Here is a 19,337-nt window from a genome sequence, read left to right on the forward strand (position 1 = left end):
AATGAAAACAGAAATGTTAGCAATGATCTTAGCCGGCGGTCAAGGAACGCGACTAGGAAAATTAACCAAGAATATTGCCAAACCGGCAGTTCCGTTTGGCGGACGGTACCGAATTATTGATTTTACTTTGAGCAATTGTGCCAATTCAGGAATTCGAAACGTTGGCGTAGTCACACAATATCAACCATTAGCATTAAATCATCACATTGGAAATGGGGCTAGTTGGGGATTAGATGGTATCAATTCTGGCGTGACGATTTTACAACCGTTTTCAAGTTCTGAAGGAAGTAAATGGTTTGAAGGAACAGCCCATGCGATTTATCAAAACATTGCCTACATTGATCAAATGGATCCGCAATATGTGCTTGTTTTATCGGGCGATCACATTTATAAAATGGATTACGAAGAAATGTTGGAAACCCACAAAGCAAATAATGCTTCATTATCTGTAGCAGTTATCGCAGTGCCAATAAAAGAAGCTTCACGTTTTGGAATTATGAATACTGATGAGAATGATCGCATCATTGAATTTGAAGAAAAACCAGCAGAACCTAAAAATAACTTAGCCTCAATGGGTATCTATATCTTTAACTGGGGTCGCTTGCGTAACGTCTTAATGAATAGTTACTCCAAAGACGGTCAAATGATTGACTTTGGAAAGCATGTAATTCCAAACTATCTTGAATCAGGCGAAAACGTTTTTGCCTATCGTTTTTCTGGTTATTGGAAAGATGTGGGAACAATTGATTCATTGTGGGAAGCCAATATGGAATTTATCGAACCTGAGATGGAGTTAGCCATTCGAAAAAAATCTTGGCGCGTATTTTCTAAAAATACCATTTCTCCACCTCATTTTCTAACGCGGACAGCTTCTGTCAAAAATTCTTTAATTGTGGATGGTTGTTATATTTCTGGGGAAATTAATCATTCCATTTTATCAGATGATGTTCAGGTAAAAGAAGGCACGGTTATTACCGATAGCGTTGTAATGCCTGGGGCCACCATTGGTAAAAATGTTAAAATTAACCGTGCAATTATCGGTGAAAATGCGATTGTCGGCGATGATGCAGTTATCGATGGCAGTGATGAAATTGCTGTAGTCGGCTATTCTGAAGTGATTGGAGTGACCCTTGATGAGAACTAATAAAATGTGTGCAATTTTAGGTAACTTACATCGTTATAACGAGTTGTTGCCCTTAACGGAAAGCCGTCCCTTGGCGACACTGCCTTTTGATTGCAAATATCGTTTAATTGATTTTAATTTATCTAGTATTGTCAATGCGAATATCAGTACTGTTTTCATGGTATTTAATGAAGGCGAAACACAGTCTGTTTTTGATCATATCGGCGGTGGAAAAGAATGGAATTTAGACAGTGTCCGCAATCGCTTTTTCATTCACGTTTACCAAGATTTTCTAAAACAAAAAGCTGAAAATAAGCATTATTATGATACTGTAATTGATTATTTGCGCAAATCAAAATCAGAATACACTGTTTTTATGGGAAGTAAAATGCTATGCAATATTGACTTAAGAGCTGTTTTGAAAATTCATCAAATGCAAAAAAATGATATGACTGTGGTTTACAAACGGATGCCCAAATCACAAGTTTATCCAACAGATATCATTTTAAATTTGGAAGAAAATGGAAAAATCGTAGGAGCACCACAAGCTAAAGAAAGTCATCTAGCTGATTTGGTTAATCTTTGTGCTGATATTTATATTGTCCAAACGGACCGATTAATTGAAGCACTATCACAAGGGCAAAATGAAGGGATTTCTGTCAATTTAGAAAGTTTCTTACGTTCAAAAATTACCGATGTAAAAAGCTCTGCTTATGAATACACTGGTTATTTGAATAATATTTTTGACATTCATTCTTATTACCAAGCGAATATGGATATGTTGGATCCACAAAAGTTCAGTTCTTTACTATATTCCAGTAAAAAAATCTACACCAAACTAAAAAATGAAGTACCTACTTATTATGCACCAACTTCAGAAGTAGAAAATTCTCAGTTTGCTACAGGCTCTATTATTGAAGGTACTGTGAAAAACTCTTTAGTTTCTCGGCATACTTTAATCAGTGAAGACGCAGTTGTAGAAGGCTCAATTATTATGGCCAACAATAAGATTGGTGCAGGTGCCCAAGTGAAATACGCTATTTTAGACAAAGAAGTGCAAGTAGCGCCTGGTGTTAAAATTATTGGTACAAAAGAAGAGCCAATCGTTATTAAAAAACAAAGTCATATCATTTCAAATGTCTACGGAGGCGAATAAGATGAAAGTGTTATTTGCTGCCGCTGAGTGTGCCCCTTTTTTTAAAACAGGTGGATTAGGCGATGTTGCTGGTGCTTTACCAAAGGAATTAGTGAAAAAGGGAATGGACTGTCGCGTAGTATTGCCTTATTTTGCTAAAAAAATACCTGCTGAATATGCAAATCAATGTGAAGACTTATTTTCATTTTATGTAAACGTTGGCTGGCGCCGTCAATATTGTGGGGTAAAGCAGTTAGTCTTAAATAATGTTACTTACTATTTTTTAGATAATCTCTATTATTTTGGAGGTCGCGATGCCTTATATGGTTATTATGATGACGGAGAGCGCTTTGCCTTTTTCCAATTGGCTTTGATTGAAATGTTAGAGCGCATTGGCTTTATACCAGATATTTTGCATGCCAATGACTATCATACTGCGATGCTTCCTTTCTTGTTAAAGGAAAAATATCATTGGATTAAAGCCTATAATCCTATCAAGACTGTTTTAACTATCCATAATATTGAGTTTCAGGGCAAATATGACGGAAGTGTATTGCCAGATTTATTCGGTGTTGGGATGGAACGTTATGAAGATGGTACTGTTCGCATGAACGATTGTTTAAATTTCATGAAAGCCGGAATTTTATACGCTGATCGTGTAAATACGGTGAGTCCTTCTTATGCGGAAGAAATAAAAACAGCACAGTTTGGTTCTGGTTTAGATGTCATTTTGCGAATGGAAGCTGGCAAATTAAGTGGCATCTTAAACGGAATTGACTATGATTTAAACAATCCTAAAACTGATCCTGCGTTGCGCTATCACTATAGCAATACAGATCTTACCGGTAAACTACAAAATAAAGCGGACTTACAAGAAAAAATGGGTCTACCTGTTCGCGCAGATGTACCGCTTTTTGCGGTGGTTAGCCGCTTAACCTACCAAAAAGGTTTTAATCTTTTACTTGATGAATTACACAATCTTTTGCAAAATGATGTACAGCTTGTGCTATTGGGTACAGGGGATAAAGACTTTGAAAATGGGTTCAGCTATTTTGCAGCGACTTATCCAGATAAATGCTCTGTTAGTATTTCCTTTGATGTGAAGTTGGCACAACAAATGTATGCGGCAGCCGATGCATTTTTAATGCCGTCTGCTTTTGAACCTTGTGGCTTGTCCCAAATGATTTCCATGCGTTATGGCACATTACCAATCGTTCATGAGATTGGTGGATTAAAAGATACTGTAACACCTTATAATATTGTGACAGGTGAAGGCACAGGATTTGGTTTTGCTGAGTTTAGTTCTTATCAACTCCTCAAAGCAATTGAAAAGGCAATTACTTTGTACGTTGAGGATAATAAGAACTGGAAAAACTTAATGCAACAAGCAATGACAAAAGATTTTAGCTGGAAAACTTCTTCAAAACAATATGTAGCGTTATACGAAACGCTGCTTTAAAAAGTAAGGCAGAAGAAACCGAAAAAATAGCTAATTAGCTGACTGTTTTTCGGTTTCTTGTCTCTATTGGTTCAAAAAGAAATAGGATAAAACGTGAAGCTGAAGAAGGATCCTTCTTCAACTTTTTAGTATCTGGGAGGAAAAGAGATGAAAATTACCAAAAAGGTTTTTAAAGAAGAAATGATTCAGCGTCTAAAAGAAAAATATGCGATGGATATCAGTGATGCGACACCCCAAGAACTTTTTCATGTTGTAGGCAGTGTTGTCAAAACTTATTATGCCGATGATTGGGTCCAGACATGGAAAGATTACTTAATTGAAGAAACAAAACAAGTCTACTATTTTTCCATTGAATTTTTACCGGGAAAAATGTTAAAAAGTAATTTACTCAATTTAGGTATTTTAGATACGGTTCGGGAAGGTTTAACCGAATTAGGATTTTCTTTAGAGGATATCGTGGAACAAGAAAAAGATATGGCTTTAGGTAATGGTGGCTTAGGGCGTTTGGCTTCTTGTTTTATGGATTCAATTGCTTCTTGTGGTTTACCAGGCAATGGCAACGGTATTCGTTATGATTATGGGTTATTTAAGCAACGTTTTGTTGAAGGTTATCAAGTAGAGCTGCCGGATGAATGGTTAAACAACGGAAATGTATGGGAAGTGCGCAAGGAAAGTAAAGCCGTGGATGTCCGTTTTGGTGGGAACGTTTATATGATGCCCTTGACTGATGGCCGCTTAAAACCGATCTACGAAAATAGTCATCTGATTAAAGCTGTTCCTTATGATACAGCGATGGTAGGTTATCAAAATGACGTTGTCAATACATTGCGATTATGGTCAGTTGAAATTCCAGCTTCAGAGGAAAGTAAATACCGCAGCCTAGAAGAACGACGTGAATTAGAAGATTTAACTGCTGTTTTATACCCCGATGATTCCAATGAAAGAGGTCGCAGAATTCGACTTTTACAAGAATATTTCTTTGTTTCAGCCGGCGTTCAAAGTATTGTGCGCTATTTTAAAAAGCTTAATAAACCGTTGGTAACTATGAGTGAACATATCGCCATTCATATTAATGATACACATCCGGCATTATGCGTGCCTGAAATGATGCGAATTTTATTGGATGAGTGTGATTTAACGTGGGAACAGGCGTGGGAAGTAACTGTCAAAGTGATGAGTTATACCAATCATACGATTATGGCTGAAGCTTTGGAAAAATGGCCAATTGAATTGATGGAAGAAATGTTACCTCGTTTATATCAAATTATTGCTGAAATTGATCACCGCTTTGTCAAGCAATATTGCCAATATTATGATACAGATTTGGTAAAACGTACCCGGATTATTCAAAATGGACAAGTCCATATGGCCAACCTGTCGATTATTGGTAGTCACAGCACCAACGGCGTGGCGAAATTGCATACTGACTTACTAAAAAATGTTGTGTTGCACGATTTTTACGTTATATTCCCAGAGCGTTTTAACAACAAAACCAATGGTATTGCCCAAAGACGTTGGTTGCAACTTTCAAATGAGCCCTTAGCAAAGCTCCTTGATGAAACAATTAAAACTTCTTGGCGTAAAAAGCCAAATGATTTGCATTTACTCCAAAATTATCGCGAAGATGATGCGGTTTTATCAGCTTTAGCAGAGGCAAAACATACTAATAAAATGGCTTTGGCCCAATACATTGAAGAGACAACGGGTATCACGGTTTCTGCTGATGCAATTTTTGACGTCCAAATAAAAAGGCTGCATGCATATAAACGGCAATTATTAAATCTTTTACACATTTTGAAATTATATTTTGATATTAAAGAGCAACCTGATTTGAAAATGGCACCGCGAGTATTTATTTTTGGCGCGAAAGCTGCACCGAGTTATACCTATGCAAAAGCAATCATTAAAGCAATCAACGAAACAGCACATTTAATTAATAATGATCCAGTGGTTAAGGACAGAATTAAAATTGTCTTTTTAGAAAATTATAATGTGACATTAGCTGAACGTATTATTCCAGCTGCAGATGTAAGTGAACAAATTTCTTTGGCCTCAAAAGAAGCTTCAGGTACGAGTAATATGAAGCTGATGTTAAATGGCGCGGTAACCATTGCCACTTTAGATGGGGCAAATATTGAAATTCGCGATGCTGTGGGTAAGGACAATATTATTATTTTTGGTTTAACTGAAGAAGAAGTGTATGAATACTATCACGCACAAAATTATAATGCTTGGCACATTTATGAGGATTCTCCCATCTTACAGCGTGTTTTAAATGCTTTTATTGATGGTACAATTCCAAATATTCATTTGGAAGGGCAGGAAATTTTTGATTCATTAATTAAATATAATGATGAATTTTTTGTATTAAAAGATTTTGATTCTTATTGTAGAGCGCAAAAACGCATTGAAGAGCTTTATCAAGATAAAAGACAATGGCAGCAAATTAGTTTAAGTAATATTGCGAACGCGGGTCAATTTTCTGCTGATCATACGGTGGAACGTTATGCAGAAGATATCTGGCAAATTGAACCGGTTTTTGCCCATAAAGAAGCAATGAGGTAGGTTCGATGACAGCAGTATATTTTAATTCGTGGCTAGAAGAGTATAAAACGCCTTTTGGTGCCATCTTAGTTAATGATTTTGTATCTTTTAAAATTAAAGTAGAAGATGACTATGTCACTGGGGTAACGTTAGTAGTAGCAAATGATGCTGGCCTGCGGCACACCATTCCAATGGAAAATTATGGGACGAATATCTACGCTTTTGATTATTTTTTTAATGAAGGTAAAGGTGTTTACTTTTATTATTTTGAACTCCATTATTTGGATGCTAATAATACCCAATACAAACGCTACTATGGTGCCATAACTGGGGGTGGCGCAGGGCGGTTGGTTGATCACATCGATGAAATCCAGACTTATCAAATCACCTGCTATGAAAAAGCAGAAGTGACACCAAATTGGTATCGTGAAGGTGTTTTTTATCAAATTTTTCCTGATCGCTTTTATAATGGCAATGAAACAAATGTAGTGAATAATCCCAAGCCCAATACTTTTATCTATGGCAATCAACACGATAACCCAATGTACATTAAAGATGAAAATGGTGATATTAGTCGTTGGGATTTTTTTGGTGGGAATTTTAAAGGAATTAAAGAAAAAATTCCTTATTTAAAAGAATTGGGAATTACGGGTATTTATTTCAATCCGATTTTTGAAGCACGAAGTAATCATCGCTATGATACCAGTGACTACTTAACCATCGATCCGATTTTAGGAACAGAACAAGAATTTGCTGCGCTTTTGCAGGAACTTCATCAACACGATATTCATGTCATTTTAGATGGTGTATTTAGTCACGTTGGTCGCAATAGTATTTATTTTAACTATGATGGGGCTTATGGAAAAACAAATGGGGCGTATCGCAATATTCATAGTCGCTATTATCCTTGGTTTACTTTTACCCGTTATCCAGAGGAATACCGTTCATGGTGGGGTGTAAAAGACTTGCCTGAAATTAACAAAGATAATTCCGAATTCCAACAGTTTATTTATGGCAACACTGGGGTCTTGCAAAAATGGAATACTTTTGGTGTGGATGGCTGGCGTTTAGATGTGGCAGATGAGTTGCCAGATGAATTCATTGCCGGCATTCGGCAGAATTTAGATCAGTTTGAAGATAAAGTTTTACTGGGAGAAGTCTGGGAAGATGCTTCTAATAAAATCTCCTATGGGAAAAGGCGGCAATATATTTTAGGTAATCATTTACACGGAGTCATGAATTACCCTTTGCGGGAACAGGCATTAGCATTTTTGACTGCTGGCTGTTTACCAGAAGTAATTGCGAGACACTTTACTACCTTGCAGGAAAATTATCCCCGCGATATTTTTTATAATAGTTTTAATAATATTGGCACCCATGACACAGAACGGATTTTAACTCAATTAAATGGCGATACGCGAAAATTGGCATTGGCTTTTGGCTTGTTGCATCTTTTTCCTGGGGTACCTTGTATTTATTATGGTGATGAAGCAGGGTTAACAGGAGGAAAAGATCCTGAAAATCGCAAATTCTTTCCTTGGGATGAAATAGATCAAAATTGCTACGAAGCTTGTCATAAATGGATTACTTTACGAAAAGATAACCCCGTGATTGCAAAAGGAGAATTTTTACTTTTATATACACAACGGGTGCTGGGGGTTTTGCGTTATGACGCAGAAGATTTTGTTTTGGTCTTTTTTAATCCTAGTAATGGTATTCAAGTTATCACGATAGAAGAGATTCAGACTTTACGGCCCCTACCTATAACCAAAGAACAATTGAAAGCAATTATTGGGCGCAGCAATACGATTCAAGAATCAGGGACTTTAACTTTTAGTGGTAAACTATTTGATTAAATTAGCCTATTAACCAATAAAATATCTGAACCAAATATTAGCGCTTAAAAATGGAGGCCATCCTTTTTTGAGATAGCGATTTGGTTTGGGTATTTTATTTTTTAAATTTCTGACTAGCTAGCGTAAATTTCAGTAGATTTATCTGCTTTATGGTATGATAAAACAAAGTGGATAAAGGATGAATTATAAATGGGAAAATACACAGATGTGAAACGAAAACATTACCGTTTTCCAGCTTACGACGATAATGAAGCTGTTAAAGTTCAAAAAGAAAAACGTAATTTGTTTGCCAAAGATCGCAGTTGGCTTTTGACAGAAGAATCAGATGACAAAAGTACTTCTTTTTATACACCACCAAAAAAGAGTGATATAAAAAGTGATCAAATGCAGCAAGAACGGGCTTTACGTCGTTCACGTAAGGCGACAGCTGCCAAACAAGGACATACTTTGGCTCAACAAGAAGAACTAAAAAAACATCGGGCAAATTTACCTGACTACAGTAAAAAGATTAAACCGGAAACGGATTTGGCTGGTCGCAAGTCGCTTTTTGGTAAAGAATACAAGCGATCTACTTATAAAGTACAAAATAAAGCGCAAACTCCATCAGAAGAAAATACGATGAAACGTTATGCAGGCGGACGTTCTTATTTTGTCCCCAAATATATTCCTGCCTCTCTCATTCCAGATGAAAAAAAGGCAGAGGTGGATGAAACTGCACTGTTAGATTCTTTGCATAAAAGCAAAGAACAATATTTATTATTTGATCAAAAACCGGCTGCTTTTCAAGAAAAAAAGTCAGATGATCCAACGGTGGAAAAATTTCATCATGAAGCAAATCCCTTAGCAGCGGAAAAAAGTGCGGCAAAGTCAGAAGTAAAACCGGAAAAAAAAGGTAAAGTATTGGAACGTGATTTAAAGGGCTTAATTGAAGATGGTAAGTCTGAAGGGCGACATTCTGGTTATTTTGAAGATTAAGAGGTTAGAAAATAGAATGGAAACATATGATATTCAATTAGAAAAGTTGAAAACTGGTGAAATTGAAAAAATTGAAGTGAATCGTGAAAACTTTTTTCTTTTTCGAAATGCATGGGTAAATCGAGCAGATAAAAAATATTTTGTCGGCGAAGCCCATCACAATGGCGATATTACTTATCGCTATGATCCAACTGTTCTGTAAAAAAGCAAAAATCGCCTTAATCATTACAGATTAGGGCGATTTTTAATACGCAGATATACAGCTAGCTGTATGAAATTTATATCTGATCTAAAAATAACAGAAAACACAAAATGCAGAAGACGGGACTCGAACCCGCACGAGCTTGCGCCCACAAGACCCTCAATCTTGCTTGTCTGCCAATTCCAACACTTCTGCTAAACAACAACTTATGATACCTTAGAAAAAATTCCTTTGTCAAGTTGAATAATAGAAAAACAGGTGAGTTATGGAAAAATCTGATGGCACTTTTATTTTACCAGCTACTTTGTTTGGCCTTTTAGTAGGCCTAATGGGGGATAATGTTTTATTAGGCTTATTTTTGGGAATCACTGCAAGTGTTGCAATAGATATCGCTCTTAATTTTTGGCAAGAAAAAAACTAAAACTTTTGCGAAAAATTCGAGGAAAGATTGCTTTTTAAAGGAGAAAAAAGTAAAGTAATTACAAGAATCCATTAAAAAGGGGCGATGATGATGAAACACTTTGAGAAATCAAATAAATTAGAAGGTGTCAGCTATGACGTGCGCGGTCCGGTGTTAGAAGAGGCCGATCGGATGCAAGAAGAAGGCGTTAGCATTTTAAAGTTAAATACAGGTAATCCTGCACCTTTTGGCTTTGAAGCCCCAGACGAAATTGTCAGAGATTTGATTATGAATGTCCGCTCTTCAGAAGGTTACTCTGATTCTAAGGGGATTTTCTCTGCACGAAAAGCGATTGAACAGTATTGTCAATTAAAGGGATTTCCCAATGTAACAATTAATGATATTTATACCGGTAACGGTGTTAGTGAATTAATTACAATGTGTATGCAAGGTTTATGTAATGATGGGGATGAGGTCTTGGTTCCTTCACCAGACTATCCTTTGTGGACAGCTTCTGTTTCTTTGGCAGGGGGCAAACCAGTTCATTACATTTGTGATGAAGAAAGCGAATGGTATCCAGATCTTAATGATATGCGTTCTAAAATCACTAGCAAAACCAAAGCCATTGTAGTCATTAATCCCAATAATCCCACTGGTGCACTTTACCCTCAAGAAATATTAGAAGGGATTGTTGATTTAGCGCGGGAATTTGACTTAATTATTTTTTCTGATGAAATTTACGATCGCTTGGTTATGGATGGACTAGTTCATATTCCGATTGCCACTTTAGCACCAGACCGTTTTGTAGTGACATTAAACGGACTATCAAAGTCACATCGCGTAGCGGGATTTCGCGTTGGCTGGATGGTTTTGAGTGGGGATAAAAGAGGCGTGAAAGATTATATTGAGGGATTAAATATGTTATCTTCTATGCGCTTATGTTCCAATGTATTATCCCAACAAATAATCCAAACTGCTTTAGGGGGGTATCAAAGTAGTGATGAACTTTTACTACCCGGCGGGCGGATTTACGAGCAACGGGAATACATTTATAATGCATTAAATGATATTCCAGGACTTTCAGCAGTCAAACCAAAAGCTGCTTTTTACATTTTTCCTAAAATTGACAGTAAACGATTTAATATTACCAACGATGAGCAGTTTGTCTTAGATTTCTTACATGAACACAAGATTCTACTGGTTCATGGTGGTGGTTTTAATTGGCAAGCTCCTGACCATTTTCGGATTGTTTATTTACCAAAATTGGATGATTTGAAATTTACCGCTGAGAAATTACGAGAATTTTTAGCGACTTACCAACAAAAATAGTTAAAAAGGCACTGACGTTTTATAGTGGTTGCCAAAAGTTAGATTTTTAGATTAACTTTTGGCAGTTACTTCATTGCGTCAGTGTCTTTTTTCAAGTGATAAACCGTCACACATGTAAACTAAGAAAACGTGAAGGTAAGTTTGGAGTGTTTATGTAAATCCAATTAAAATAGAAGAAAAAGTGGTAGCTTAAGGAAATTTGGCAGCAATCAATTTTCTAATAGTAATATGTAAAATATTTTTATTCTTTTTATTAGAGGCGTTCACAGGCTTTTTTACTGATAATAATTCGTTTGACATATTTGGTTTCCAACTCTTCGTTGGGGTCTGTGACATTGATTAAAAATGAATTTTGATATTCTTTTTCAATCCAACCGTAAAAACTTTCATTTTGCCATTTAAAAATAACGTTTGAAGCTTCTGCCATCTCAAATACCTCCTTATTTTTTTCAATTATTGAGAAAAAGTTGTTCTTTTTAGGTAACACCTTTGCGGATATTATGTGATAAAATGAACAAAAAGGGTAATGCTAATTCGCATAATTGGAGGCAAGAAAATGGCAACGGAAAATGTTTCATTTGGTCACGTTTTAAAACAGATTCGTAAAGATCGCAAATTAACCCAAAAAATGTTGTCCCAAAATATTTGTTCTCAAAGTGTTTTAAGTCGCATTGAAAATGATGAAGAGTTACCTAACGTGTTGGTAATGCAAAACTTATGTGAACGACTTGGAGTAACCATTGATCAAGTGATGACTTTACATTCCGAAGAAATTCAAAAAGTGAATCAATTACTCAATCAGATGGCCTATCATTTTTTTCATAAAGAATATACAAAGCTAGATGCTTTATTAAAACAACCGGCTATTTTAGATCAATTGTATTTAGATACAGATTTGCAGTTATATTATTATTATTTGGGCAGTTGTGAATTCTTTTTAGGACGTAATCAAGAATTGTCACTCCAGCATTTAAAACAAGGCCTCTCCTATACTTTTCAGACTGATAAACATTATATCTCTTCCAATGAGATTCAACTGATTTCTTGCATTGGTCGGGTACAGACTGATTTGGGACAAAAAAAAGAAGGTGAGTTCAATCTTGTTTATAGTATGGAACTCTTTTATACATTACCCAAAGAACGAATTGATTGCCGCTTAGCAAAAGTTTTTTATAATTTTGGCCTATTTTTATATCGGGAAAAACGCTATGACGAAGCACTAGCGGTTGTGAAAAGCGGAACGGAAATGGTACGAAACCAAAAAAGTTATTACTATCTAGAAGAGCTATTCCGCTTAAAGGGTTTGATTTATGATGCCCAAGGAAAAAAAGAGCGGGGAGAAAAATATTTTAAAATATCCAGCTCAGTGCAACGCATTACAAATCTTTAAAATGGTTTAGACCTTTCTTGACTTCTGAGAAAAGAAGGAGTAATTTTAAGTTAGTAAATCAAAGGAGCGATTTAAATGCGAACATTTATTTATGCTGACAAATTTTTCTTAAACTCTGATACCAAACCCGCCGGCTACTTAGAAGTTGTTGACGGAAAATTTGGTAATTACTATGCTACATTACCTGAAAAAGATGCCAATGTGGTGGACCATAGCGGTCAATGGATTGCCCCAGGTCTAGTGGATACCCACATTCATGGCTATAAAAATCAAGATGTAATGGATAATAATGCTGAAGGCTTGAAAATTATGTCCGAAGGCTTGTTGGAATGTGGGGTAACTTCTTATTTACCAACTACGTTAACTTCGACTAAAGAATTGTTAAAAGATGTGGCCAAAACAATTGGCGATACGTATCAAGATGTTAAGGGTGCGAAAATACAAGGAATTTATTTTGAAGGACCTTTCTTTACTGAAGAACACAAAGGTGCCCAAAATCCTTCTTACTTTGGCGATCCAGATATTGATACCTTCCATGAATGGCAAGAAGCTTCTGGTGGTTTAATTAAAAAAATTGCTTTAGCACCTGAACGCAAAGGTGTAAAAGAATTCGTTAACCAAGTAACGCAAGAAGGTGTGGTTGTGGCTTTAGGTCACAGTAATGCTACGTTAGAAGAAGCAACAGAAGCAGTCGAAGCTGGAGCGAGCGTATTTGTACATGCTTATAATGGGATGCGCGGCTTAAATCACCGTGAACCTGGGATGGTAGGCGCACTTCTTAGCTTGCAACACGTATTTTCTGAATTGATTTGTGATGGTCATCATGTTCATCCGCAAGCAGCAGAAATTTTAATGGAAAAAGCTGGTCATGATCATGTGGCTTTAATTACTGACTGTATGATGGCTGGTGGGATGCCAGATGGAAATTATATTTTAGGAGAATTTCCCGTTGTTGTAAAAGAAGGTACTGCACGAATGAAAGAAGGCAACTTGGCTGGGAGTATTTTAAAACTAAAAGAAGCAATTAAAAACGTTGTCGACTGGGAAATTGCAACGCCTGAAGAAGCAATTATGATGGCTACTTGGGTTCCGGCTGTCAGCTGTAAAATTGATGATAAGTGTGGCTTGATTCGAAAAGGTCGCGATGCAGACTTTATCGTCTTGAATCCTGACATGACTTTAGCTGCTACTTATTTAGACGGTGAAAAACGTTACGAAGCATAAAATTTAATGACTAAATTTTGACGACAGACTTATTTTTAGTTTGTCGTCTTTTTGTATCCTCAGCAACTTGTTGTGCAAACTTTAAAAATACAAAGACATTTCTTATTCTGCAATTTTCTTCAAAAATATCGTTATTTTACACTAGAATTTTTGTTAAAAAATTATCTTATGGTAAACTTAAATTAACGAGAATTTTTAAAGGGAGCTAATTTTATGAGCTATATTGAAGTCTTTAATGAGGTGAAAAAATATCAGATGGGCGACACGGAAATTATTGCCAATGACAATATTACTTTCAGTGTTGAAAAAGGTGAGGTTGCTGTTATTTTAGGTCCCAGTGGTGCGGGAAAATCAACCGTTCTAAATATTTTAGGTGGGATGGATACCTGTGATAGTGGGCAGGTGACTGTGGATGGCATAGATATTGCTCGCTTTAACAGTAAGCAATTAACGGGCTATAGACGCAATGATGTCGGATTTGTCTTTCAGTTTTATAATTTGGTTCCCAATTTGACGGCAAAAGAAAACGTTGAATTGGCTTCCCAAATCGTTGCAGATGCGATGGATGCTGAAGAAGTCTTATTAAAGGTTGGCTTAGGGAAACGAATGAACAATTTTCCCTCCCAATTATCCGGCGGGGAGCAGCAACGAGTAACGATTGCTCGTGCACTGGCAAAAAAACCAAAAATTTTGCTATGCGATGAACCAACGGGGGCGTTGGATTATGAAACCGGCAAACAAATTTTAGAAATTTTAAAAGATACAGCCAACGAGTTTGGTACAACGGTAATTATTATTACCCATAATTCTGCTATTGCCCCAATGGCGGATCGGGTCATTAAAATAAACGATGCTAAGGTTAGAAGTATCACTTTAAATGAAAATCCCCTTGCTGTTGAAGAGATTGCGTGGTGATGAAAAGGTGAAAAAAGCGTTATTAAAAACCAGTATCCGGGAAATTCGAAATTCACCGGCTCGATTTTTATCAATTTTGGGCATTATCTTTTTAGGAACGGCTTTTTTTGTGGGAATTGGTGCAACCGGACCTGACATGGTTACTTCTGGCGATGACTATTATGATAGTCAACACTTGGCAGATGCTACAGTTATGTCGACGTTAGGATTGTCCAACTCGGACTTAGACTTAATAAAAGAAGATAGTCAAGTCGCAAAAGCTGAACCAGAATATTCATTAGATCTAAATCTAAGTGATAAAAATCAAGTATTGCGTTTTTTAGGTTATAAGAGGGATCAAAAATTAAACCAATACCATGTAGTAAAAGGACGCTTACCAGAAAATAGTGGCGAAATTGCTTTGGATGATTTGGCCGATTATAACAAAGACTATCGGATTGGCGACAAATTCACAATCGCAGTTGATGATGATAAAAAGCAACAGTTAAAAAAACGGGAATTTAAAGTGGTTGGTTTTGTCAACAGTCCGGAATATATTGAAAATATCAAAAGAGGCAATACCAATGTTGGCAGCGGAACAATTGATTATTTTGCGGTTATCAATGAAACGGATTTAAATTTATCTGCTTATAGCCGTATTTTAGTACAATTTAAGGATACTAAAGCCCAGGCAGCTTATTCTAATTCTTATGAAGCAACGGCAGCAAAAGGAATCAAAAGCTTACGGGCAAAATTAGCCAATCGTCCTCAGTTGCGGCTGCAGGAAGTAAAAGAAGAGGCACAAACACAGTTAAAAAAAGTTCAAAATGAAATTACAAATGGGGAAAAAAGTTTAGATAATGGCGAAGCGAAGCTAAAAGAAGCCCAAGAAAAAATTAAAGAAGCTAAAGATACATTAGCGACTCAAAAAACAACGGGTGAAATAGAAGCGGAAAACAAGAAAAATGCCTTAGCACAACAAGAAGAAGAACTAAAGCAAGCTGAAATAAAATACAATCAAGAAGTAGATGCACTGACAAAAGCACAAACAGAAGTAGCTGCCCAAAGAAAAGAAGCAACAACACCCGTCAACACCGACACAGAAGAAAAAATCCAGCAAACAGAAGAAAAAATTACCAATGGAAATACATTGCAACAACACTTTGAAGACTTAATGATTGATGAAGACGAGCTGGGAACGCTCATTAGCGAACAAAAAGCTACATTGCTACAATTAGCAGAAAAATTTGACGATAACGCCCTTGTCGAAACAGTAAAAAACTGGAATGAAGAAGATACTACCAGTGAAGAAGTGGCAGCCGCATTAAAAGACTTAACTCGTAGAATAAGTGATCTAAAGACGCAATTGGACCAGTTAAAAACAAGTGAAACAACGTCAAACTTTGATTTTAGTGAAATTGTTGCCAAAGAACGTTCTTTGGCAACCACACAAATCCAATTGGATCAAACAAAACAAACGCTGGAAGAAAAAGCTGCCGAATTACAAGCAGCAAAAGAAAAGTTAGCAGAAGAAAGTGAAAAGGCTGCCGCAGCACTAAAAAAAGCGGAAACAGAAATTGCCGCAAATGAACAAGAATACAAAACACAATTAGCTGCTTTTCAAGAAGAGACCAGCGCCAATATGCCCAAGCTTTTAGATGCCGAATTACAATTGAAAAATGAGCAAAAACGTTTAGCTGATTTAAAACCGGCGGAATATATTTTTAGCGATCGCGATGATAATCCTGGTTATACTGAATATAAGCAAAATGCCGATCGCATTACGTCGTTAGCAACTGTTTTTCCACTTATTTTCTACTTAATCGCAGCTTTAGTGAGCTTAACTACCATGACGCGAATGGTAGAGGAAAAAAGAGGTGAAATCGGTACCTTTAAAGCATTAGGGTATCGCAACCATGAAATTGCTTTAAAATTCTTCATATATGCTTTGTTGGCAGGCGTAATCGGCTCTTTATTAGGTTTGTTTGTCGGCTTTAAGTTATTTCCAAGTATCATTATTGAAGCTTATGGACAACTGTATAATTTACCTTCTTTTGTCACACCGTGGTATTTAAACTATACAATTATCGGGATTGTGGTTGGCTTAATTTGTACTGTTGGTGTCGCGATGTTGACTGTACGCTTTGATTTGATTGCACCACCAGCGACATTATTACGCCCTAAAGCACCGAAAGCGGGGAAACGCGTATGGTTAGAAAATATCAAACCGCTTTGGCGTCGGCTTAACTTTAACCAAAAAGTGACCCTTAGAAATTTATTTCGATATAAATTACGGATGCTCATGACAGTAATTGGTATTGCTGGCTGTACTGCGATGATAGTGACAGGATTTGGTCTACGGGATTCCATTACAGATATTATTCCATTGCAATTTGAAAAATTATGGCATTACCAAGCAGTTGTTTCTTTTAGTGATGAGGATAAAACTGCACAGACACGTTATGAAGAAGAAGTCCAAAAGTTAAATCGTTACAAAGATAGCATGCCAATTGCAATGGAGACTTTAACGCTTTCCGGTCATGATAAAACGCCCCAAGATGTCAGCATCTATGTGCCTAAAAATCCCAAGAGTTTGGAGAAGTTTGTTCTTTTAAACAACCGGCAAAGTAAGCGGGAATATTCTCTACAAAATAGCGGTGCAGTAATTAATGAAAAATTAGCACAGCTTTTTGATGTGAAGATTGGTGATACGATTAATTTAAAAGATAACGACAAACAAAGTTATCCCGTCAAAGTTACCGGGATTGCAGAAAATTATACCGGTCATTTTGCTTATCTGTCTCCGTCGTATTATCAGCAGGTATTCCATCAAGCACCAAGCTATAATGCAGCTTTTCTACTCTTTAAAAAATATCTAAGCACCAGTCAGGAAAAAGATGTCGCAGAAAAATTAATGGAAAATCCTGGGATTATCAATGTCACTTTTTTATCTGATTCTTTACATGCTTTGGATGATACAACGCAAGCTTTAACAATTGTGGTGTGGGTGCTGATTATTTCTGCAGGCTTATTAGCATTTATTGTGTTGTATAATTTGAATAATATCAATATTTCAGAACGTATTCGTGAATTATCTACCATTAAAGTATTGGGTTTTTACGATAATGAATTAACGATGTATATTTATCGGGAAAATATTATTTTGACCATTTTAGGAATTGGGGCAGGACTCATTTTAGGTAAAATTGAACACGACTTTGTGTTGAAAACAGTAGAATTGGACATGGTGATGTTTTCTCCTACAATTCAACCGCTGAGTTATCTGTATGCGAGTCTGATTACAATTTTCTTTACAATTATTGTGGGGATATTTGTCTACATTAAATTGAAAAATGTGGATATGATTGAAGCGTTGAAATCAAATGAATAAATAAAAAAGTCAAACCACTAGTATGATTAAAGTTAAGAAAATGCTAGTCGGTTTGATTTTTTAGTAAATTTTGTATCCGTTTTCGTTTTGTCTTGATCGCACGTTTTGTTACAATTAAAGTAAGAATTAAATGAAGGAGGATGAAGATGTCATTAGCAGAAGCAGGAATGATTACGGTTGTATCGATGCTGTTTGTTTTTTTTATCTTGGCAGCATTATGGGGAGCATTACTTTTATTCAAAAAAATTTTTAAGGAGATGAAAGATGACTGAGATTATTCAAAATATGTTAGAAACATCCGGTTTTGCCGGTATGACAGGGAAACATTTGATTATGATTTTAATTGCGATTATTTTTTTATATTTAGCTATTTTTAAAGAGTATGAACCTTATTTGTTACTGCCCATTTCTTTTGGTATTTTACTGGTGAATTTACCTCTAACTGGTATTTTTTCCACTCCTACTGAGACAGAACCAGGAGGACTTTTATATTATTTATATCAGGGAACCAATTTAGGAATCTATCCACCTTTGATTTTTTTGTGTTTAGGTGCATCGACTGACTTTGGACCTTTAATTGCGAACCCTAAAACATTACTTTTAGGTGCAGCGGCTCAATTTGGCATTTTTGCAGCCTTTTTTGGTGCGATCCTTTTAGGTATGACTGGTCCTGAAGCTGCGGCGACGGGAATAATTGGTGGGGCAGATGGTCCAACTGCAATTTATCTAACTACGCGATTGGCACCGCACTTATTGTCAGTAATTGCGATTGCTGCATATTCTTATATGGCGCTAGTGCCCCTTATTCAACCACCGATTATTAATGCATTGACCACTGAAAAAGAACGTAAAATTAAAATGCAGATGCAGCGGACAGTAACAAAAAAAGAACGTATTATCTTTCCTATTTTTACTACGATTTTTGTTGCATTAGTAGTACCGGCGGCAACTACTTTAATTGGTTGTTTAATGTTAGGCAATTTGATTCGGGAATCACAAGTGGTTCCCAAATTAACAGAGACGCTCCAAAATGCGATGATATATATTATTACCATATTATTGGGTCTAACAGTAGGAGCAAAAGCAGAAGCCGATATCTTTTTATCAGTGGAAACCATAAAAATTATTATTTTAGGCTTATTTGCTTTTGCCATTGGAACAACAGCAGGTGTTTTATTTGGTAAGTTAATGTGTAAATTGACAAAAGGGCAAGTCAATCCAATGATTGGTGCTGCTGGCGTTTCAGCTGTGCCGATGGCAGCTCGCGTCGTGCATAAAGAAGGGTTAAAAAATGACCCTACCAATTATTTATTAATGCATGCAATGGGACCGAATGTAGCTGGAATCATTGGGTCTGCAGTAGCAGCGGGAACTTTACTGGCATACTTTGGTTAAGGTATTAAAAAAGGAGAGGG

The 19,337-nt window shown here is 36.3% G+C and carries 16 protein-coding genes and 1 tRNA gene; 15 read left to right on the top strand and 2 right to left on the bottom strand.

The annotated features are described in order from the left end of the window. Position 1: 1 nt before the first annotated feature. The 7 genes from RK01_RS02485 (at position 2) to RK01_RS02515 (ending at position 9,294) form a co-directional block, all read left to right on the top strand. Positions 2–1,144 (top strand): glucose-1-phosphate adenylyltransferase, encoded by a 1,143-nt coding sequence (locus RK01_RS02485; protein WP_016171712.1) that lies wholly within the window; start codon positions 2–4, stop codon positions 1,142–1,144. Continuing rightward, the gene (gene glgD, locus RK01_RS02490) at positions 1,134–2,279 is read left to right on the top strand and encodes a glucose-1-phosphate adenylyltransferase subunit GlgD (RefSeq protein WP_016171713.1); all 1,146 of its coding nucleotides are present in this window, start codon (positions 1,134–1,136) and stop codon (positions 2,277–2,279) included. The genes RK01_RS02485 and glgD overlap by 11 nt, the downstream gene beginning before the upstream one ends. 1 nt (position 2,280) lies before the next feature. Next, a complete protein-coding gene (gene glgA, locus RK01_RS02495; RefSeq protein ID WP_016171714.1) occupies positions 2,281–3,717 on the top strand; it encodes a glycogen synthase GlgA in 1,437 nt (478 codons plus the stop codon). Between the two features lie 147 nt (positions 3,718–3,864). Beyond that, positions 3,865–6,282, top strand: a complete 2,418-nt coding sequence (locus RK01_RS02500; protein ID WP_016171715.1) for a glycogen/starch/alpha-glucan phosphorylase — start codon at positions 3,865–3,867, stop codon at positions 6,280–6,282. Positions 6,283–6,287: 5 nt separating this feature from the next. Next, the gene (locus RK01_RS02505; RefSeq protein WP_016171716.1) at positions 6,288–8,117 is read left to right on the top strand and encodes a glycoside hydrolase family 13 protein; all 1,830 of its coding nucleotides are present in this window, start codon (positions 6,288–6,290) and stop codon (positions 8,115–8,117) included. Positions 8,118–8,306: 189 nt separating this feature from the next. Then, complete coding sequence (locus RK01_RS02510; RefSeq protein ID WP_016171717.1) at positions 8,307–9,092, top strand: hypothetical protein; 786 nt, start codon at positions 8,307–8,309, stop codon at positions 9,090–9,092. 16 nt (positions 9,093–9,108) lie between these two features. Further along, positions 9,109–9,294, top strand: a complete 186-nt coding sequence (locus RK01_RS02515; RefSeq protein WP_016171718.1) for a hypothetical protein — start codon at positions 9,109–9,111, stop codon at positions 9,292–9,294. A 111-nt stretch (positions 9,295–9,405) separates the two neighbouring features. Here RK01_RS02515 and RK01_RS02520 read toward each other — a convergent pair. Further along, a tRNA-Leu gene (locus RK01_RS02520) sits at positions 9,406–9,489 on the bottom strand. Positions 9,490–9,559: 70 nt separating this feature from the next. On the opposite strand from RK01_RS02520, the gene RK01_RS13675 reads away from it, so the two are divergent. Beyond that, complete coding sequence (locus RK01_RS13675) at positions 9,560–9,715, top strand: hypothetical protein (protein ID WP_016171719.1); 156 nt, start codon at positions 9,560–9,562, stop codon at positions 9,713–9,715. 90 nt (positions 9,716–9,805) lie between these two features. Further along, positions 9,806–11,023 (top strand): pyridoxal phosphate-dependent aminotransferase, encoded by a 1,218-nt coding sequence (locus tag RK01_RS02525; protein WP_016171720.1) that lies wholly within the window; start codon positions 9,806–9,808, stop codon positions 11,021–11,023. Between the two features lie 253 nt (positions 11,024–11,276). On the opposite strand, the gene RK01_RS13445 is transcribed toward RK01_RS02525, so the two are convergent. Beyond that, positions 11,277–11,450 (bottom strand): hypothetical protein, encoded by a 174-nt coding sequence (locus RK01_RS13445; protein WP_016171721.1) that lies wholly within the window; start codon positions 11,448–11,450, stop codon positions 11,277–11,279. 129 nt (positions 11,451–11,579) lie between these two features. Here RK01_RS13445 and RK01_RS02530 point away from each other — a divergent pair, with 129 nt between their 5' ends. From RK01_RS02530 to RK01_RS02555, 6 genes are all read left to right on the top strand, one after another. Beyond that, positions 11,580–12,413: a helix-turn-helix domain-containing protein gene (locus tag RK01_RS02530; protein ID WP_016171722.1), complete on the top strand. Its 834-nt coding sequence runs from the start codon at positions 11,580–11,582 to the stop codon at positions 12,411–12,413. A gap of 75 nt (positions 12,414–12,488) precedes the next feature. After that, positions 12,489–13,637: an N-acetylglucosamine-6-phosphate deacetylase gene (nagA, locus tag RK01_RS02535; RefSeq protein ID WP_016171723.1), complete on the top strand. Its 1,149-nt coding sequence runs from the start codon at positions 12,489–12,491 to the stop codon at positions 13,635–13,637. Between the two features lie 213 nt (positions 13,638–13,850). Continuing rightward, the gene (locus RK01_RS02540) at positions 13,851–14,552 is read left to right on the top strand and encodes an ABC transporter ATP-binding protein (protein WP_016171724.1); all 702 of its coding nucleotides are present in this window, start codon (positions 13,851–13,853) and stop codon (positions 14,550–14,552) included. Then, positions 14,515–17,922, top strand: coding sequence for an FtsX-like permease family protein (locus tag RK01_RS02545; protein ID WP_016171725.1), 3,408 nt, complete (start codon positions 14,515–14,517; stop codon positions 17,920–17,922). Before RK01_RS02540 ends, RK01_RS02545 begins: the two co-directional genes overlap by 38 nt. A 146-nt stretch (positions 17,923–18,068) precedes the next feature. Next, complete coding sequence (locus tag RK01_RS02550) at positions 18,069–18,194, top strand: OadG family transporter subunit (RefSeq protein ID WP_016171726.1); 126 nt, start codon at positions 18,069–18,071, stop codon at positions 18,192–18,194. Further along, entirely contained in the window at positions 18,187–19,317 is a 1,131-nt protein-coding gene (locus RK01_RS02555) for a sodium ion-translocating decarboxylase subunit beta (RefSeq protein ID WP_016171727.1), read from the top strand. Before RK01_RS02550 ends, RK01_RS02555 begins: the two co-directional genes overlap by 8 nt. Positions 19,318–19,337: the final 20 nt, after the last annotated feature.

The sequence above is a fragment of the Enterococcus dispar ATCC 51266 genome (assembly GCF_000406945.1).
Lineage (GTDB): Bacteria > Bacillota > Bacilli > Lactobacillales > Enterococcaceae > Enterococcus_C > Enterococcus_C dispar.

Coding starts and splice junctions, on each gene's coding strand:
- RK01_RS02525 (WP_016171720.1), top strand. CDS start 9,806: ATGAAACACTTTGAGAAATCAAATAAATTAGAAGGTGTCAGCTATGAC.
- RK01_RS02500 (WP_016171715.1), top strand. CDS start 3,865: ATGAAAATTACCAAAAAGGTTTTTAAAGAAGAAATGATTCAGCGTCTA.
- nagA (WP_016171723.1), top strand. CDS start 12,489: ATGCGAACATTTATTTATGCTGACAAATTTTTCTTAAACTCTGATACC.
- RK01_RS02530 (WP_016171722.1), top strand. CDS start 11,580: ATGGCAACGGAAAATGTTTCATTTGGTCACGTTTTAAAACAGATTCGT.
- RK01_RS02545 (WP_016171725.1), top strand. CDS start 14,515: ATGAAAATCCCCTTGCTGTTGAAGAGATTGCGTGGTGATGAAAAGGTG.
- RK01_RS02505 (WP_016171716.1), top strand. CDS start 6,288: ATGACAGCAGTATATTTTAATTCGTGGCTAGAAGAGTATAAAACGCCT.
- glgD (WP_016171713.1), top strand. CDS start 1,134: ATGAGAACTAATAAAATGTGTGCAATTTTAGGTAACTTACATCGTTAT.
- RK01_RS13445 (WP_016171721.1), bottom strand. CDS start 11,450: ATGGCAGAAGCTTCAAACGTTATTTTTAAATGGCAAAATGAAAGTTTT.
- RK01_RS02515 (WP_016171718.1), top strand. CDS start 9,109: ATGGAAACATATGATATTCAATTAGAAAAGTTGAAAACTGGTGAAATT.
- RK01_RS02540 (WP_016171724.1), top strand. CDS start 13,851: ATGAGCTATATTGAAGTCTTTAATGAGGTGAAAAAATATCAGATGGGC.
- RK01_RS02485 (WP_016171712.1), top strand. CDS start 2: ATGAAAACAGAAATGTTAGCAATGATCTTAGCCGGCGGTCAAGGAACG.
- glgA (WP_016171714.1), top strand. CDS start 2,281: ATGAAAGTGTTATTTGCTGCCGCTGAGTGTGCCCCTTTTTTTAAAACA.
- RK01_RS02510 (WP_016171717.1), top strand. CDS start 8,307: ATGGGAAAATACACAGATGTGAAACGAAAACATTACCGTTTTCCAGCT.
- RK01_RS02555 (WP_016171727.1), top strand. CDS start 18,187: ATGACTGAGATTATTCAAAATATGTTAGAAACATCCGGTTTTGCCGGT.
- RK01_RS02550 (WP_016171726.1), top strand. CDS start 18,069: ATGTCATTAGCAGAAGCAGGAATGATTACGGTTGTATCGATGCTGTTT.
- RK01_RS13675 (WP_016171719.1), top strand. CDS start 9,560: ATGGAAAAATCTGATGGCACTTTTATTTTACCAGCTACTTTGTTTGGC.